Raw genomic sequence first — 2,880 nt, 5'->3', positions numbered from 1 at the left:
CGCCGAGCAGCGCACCATGAACAGCTACCAGGCGGGCGTGTCGGCCTACAGCGCCGTCATCGCGGCGCAGACCACGGCGCTGAACGCGCGGCGCAGCGTGCTGCAGCTGCAGCTGCAGCGCCAGCAGGCGCTGGTGGCGCTGGTGCAGGCGCTCGGGGGCGGCTGGGTCGCGCCCTGGGTGCACGCCGGCGACTGAGCGCTGCGCCGCGGCGTCAGCCGTGCAGCTGCGATTCGAGCTGGCGCAGGCGCTGGCGCAGCGCGGTCACTTCCTCGATCAGGTCGGCCGTGAGGCCCGCCAGCTGCGGATCGGCGCCAAAGGTGGATTCCAGGCGCGCCAGGCGCCGCGCGCGCACCACGGTGGCGCTGCTGAAGTGCCAGCCGCTACCATCCGGCTCGGCCTGCAGCAGGCCGGCCGACAGGCGCTCGCTGACCCAGCCGGGTTCCATGCAACAGGCGCGCGCCAGCTCTTCCAGGCTCAAGGGACCGTGCTCGTCCAGCAGCTCGGCCAGGGCGCGGACGGCGGTGGGGGAATCGGAGGGGGCCATGGCGGTCAGGCTCCTTGCGTGTGGCGGGGGTTGAACGAGGCGAAGGCGCGGGCGAACTGGCGATACGCCTCGCGCTGGGCGTCGGTGGCGGCCGGAGGCAGCGACACGTACAGCTCCAGGTACAGGTCGCCCGGGGTGGCTGCCGGGATGCCGCGGCCTTTCAGGCGCAGCTTGCGCCCGGGCCGCCAGCCGGCCGGCACCGTGACCTCGACGGTCGCGCCGCCCGGCGTGCGCACCTCGATCGGGCCGCCAAGCTCGGCTTCCCAGGGCGCGATGGCCACGCTCTGGTAGACGTCGCGGTCCTCGGCGCGCCAGCGCGCGTCGGGCCTGAACTGCACCTCCAGGAACAGGTCTCCGGCCGGCGCGCCGCCCACGCCCGGGCCGCCCTGGCCGGCCAGGCGGATGAGCTGGCCCTCGCGCACACCTTTGGGGATGCTGACCTGCAGCTGGCGCTCCTCGTTGACCAGGCGGCCCTGCGCGTCCAGGCGCGCACCGCGCAGGCTGAGCATGCGCTCGGCGCCGTGGTAGGCGTCCTGCAGGTCGAGCTCGATGCGCGCGTGCTGGTCGCTGCCGCGCTGCTCGCCGCGCGGGCGGGCGCCGGCCGGGTGTGGCCCGCCGCCCGCATGGCGTGCGCGCGCGGCGCGACCGAACAGTTCCTCGAAGAAGTCGCTGAACTGGGCGCCGTCCATGCCAGCGGCGCCCTCGGGTCCGTCCGTGAACTCGAAGCCCGCATCCCAGTTCGGTGGCGGCCGGAAGCCCTGGCCGGCACCGTGCGGCGCAGCACGGCCGAGCTGGTCGTAGGCGGCGCGCTTCTCCGGGTCGGACAGCACCGTGTTGGCCTCGTTGACTTCGGCCATGCGCGCAGCCGCGTCCGGCTCCTTGCTCACGTCGGGGTGGTACTTGCGCGCCAGCCTGCGGTAGGCCTTCTTGATGTCGTCGGCCGTGGCATCGCGCGGCACGTCGAGCACCTTGTAGTAGTCCTTGAACTCCATGCGTCCTCCATGTGCGTCGGGCGTTGCGTCCCGCCGTCGGGGGAACTTTAGCGCCTCGCTGCCCGGCCGCGTGTAGGCCGGCAAGGGCTTTTCCGGCCCGCGCGGCCAGAGCCTGCGCGGGAGGCGGCTCAGCCGGCCGCCAACGGCAGCGCCGGCTCGAACTTGGCGCGGCGCGTGGCGAAGAAGGCGCGCACGTTGCGCACGTTGGCATCCTGGGTGAAGAGCCGCTGGCCGAGCGCCAGGTGCGCGGGCATGTCCGCCACATGCACCACCAGCACGAAGTCCGGCCCGGGCGAGACGCGCCAGCACTGCTGCACCGCCGGCTCGGCCACGGCGCGCGCCTCGAAGGCATCGAGGTGCTCGGCGCCCTGGCGGTCCAGCGACACCTCGACGATGGCCGTCAGGCCATGGCCCTGCAGCGCCGCCAGCCGCTCGGGCCGCACCAGCGCCACCTGGCGCTCGATCAGGCCGCTGTCGTGCAGCCGGCGCACGCGCCGCAGGCAGGTGGCGGGCGAGATGCCCATGCGCTCGGCCAGGGCCTGGTTGCTGAGCGAGGCATCGTGCTGCAGCTGCTCCAGCAAGCGCCGGTCCAGTGCGTCCAGTGAGAAATCAGATTCCGAAAAATCACCAATCATTGTCAATTTATTTCTCGTACGCTGTTGTGGCGAACATTATTTCCAATTAATCAGAAATATGGAAGCAAATTTCATGGCTGCAGGCCTAGCATCGACCCGTCTTCTTTCTTCCAGGTTCAAGGATCCCCATGTGCGGCATCGTCAGCGCAGTTTCCCGGCGCAACATCGTTCCCATCCTCGTGCAGGGCCTGCAGCGCCTCGAATACCGCGGCTATGATTCCTGCGGCGTGGCGGTGCATGCCCAGAGCCTGCCGGGACAGCCGGGCAGCGGACTGGTGCGCGCGCGCAGCACGGCGCGCGTGGCCGAGCTGCTGGCCCAGGTCGAGCAGACCGGCCTGCAGGCCGCCACCGGCATCGCCCACACCCGCTGGGCCACGCACGGCGCGCCCGAGGTGCACAACGCCCACCCGCACTTCAGCCACGGCCCGGGCGTGGCGCCCGCCGAGGCCGAGCGGCCGGGCCGCGTGGCGCTGGTGCACAACGGCATCATCGAGAACCACGAGGCGTTGCGCGCCGAACTGGAGGGGCGCGGCTACGTCTTCTCCAGCCAGACTGACACCGAGGTCATCGCCCACCTGGTGGACAGCCTCTACGACGGCGACCTGTTTTCCGCCGTGCGCGCGGCCGTGGCCCGGCTGCGGGGCGCCTTCGCGATCGCCGTGATCCACCGTGACGAGCCGCACCGCGTGGTCGGCGCGCGTGCCGGCT

At 72.0% G+C, this 2,880-nt stretch carries 4 protein-coding genes and 1 pseudogene; 2 read left to right on the top strand and 3 right to left on the bottom strand.

What is annotated here, in order from left to right; translation table 11 throughout:
- The coding region (locus A612_RS05550) for a TolC family protein (protein ID WP_040436176.1) at positions 1-196 on the top strand (196 nt) is incomplete at its 5' end.
- Positions 197-212: 16 nt separating this feature from the next.
- On the opposite strand, the gene A612_RS05545 is transcribed toward A612_RS05550, so the two are convergent.
- The 3 genes from A612_RS05545 to A612_RS05535 all read right to left on the bottom strand — a co-directional run bounded on the left by A612_RS05545 (position 213) and on the right by A612_RS05535 (position 2,172).
- Entirely contained in the window at positions 213-545 is a 333-nt protein-coding gene (locus A612_RS05545) for a chaperone modulator CbpM (RefSeq protein ID WP_019373544.1), read from the bottom strand.
- A gap of 5 nt (positions 546-550) precedes the next feature.
- Positions 551-1,537 carry a DnaJ C-terminal domain-containing protein gene (locus A612_RS05540; protein ID WP_019373543.1) on the bottom strand — a complete coding sequence of 329 codons (987 nt, stop codon included), beginning with the start codon at positions 1,535-1,537 and terminating at the stop codon, positions 551-553.
- A 128-nt stretch (positions 1,538-1,665) separates the two neighbouring features.
- Positions 1,666-2,172, bottom strand: a complete 507-nt coding sequence (locus tag A612_RS05535; protein WP_019373542.1) for an Lrp/AsnC family transcriptional regulator — start codon at positions 2,170-2,172, stop codon at positions 1,666-1,668.
- Between the two features lie 128 nt (positions 2,173-2,300).
- Between A612_RS05535 and A612_RS05530 the strand changes: the two are divergent.
- Positions 2,301-2,880 (top strand): annotated as a pseudogene (locus A612_RS05530) (glutamine--fructose-6-phosphate transaminase (isomerizing)); the annotation flags it as partial.

The organism is Melaminivora alkalimesophila (assembly GCF_000282995.1).
Lineage (GTDB): Bacteria > Pseudomonadota > Gammaproteobacteria > Burkholderiales > Burkholderiaceae_C > Melaminivora > Melaminivora alkalimesophila.
This window is presented reverse-complemented; position numbering and strand designations above follow the sequence as displayed.

What these genes read in the sequence shown, in the direction of transcription:
- A612_RS05545 (WP_019373544.1), bottom strand. Translation starts at nt 545, where the DNA reads ATGGCCCCCTCCGATTCCCCCACCGCCGTCCGCGCCCTGGCCGAGCTG.
- A612_RS05540 (WP_019373543.1), bottom strand. Translation starts at nt 1,537, where the DNA reads ATGGAGTTCAAGGACTACTACAAGGTGCTCGACGTGCCGCGCGATGCC.
- A612_RS05535 (WP_019373542.1), bottom strand. Translation starts at nt 2,172, where the DNA reads ATGATTGGTGATTTTTCGGAATCTGATTTCTCACTGGACGCACTGGAC.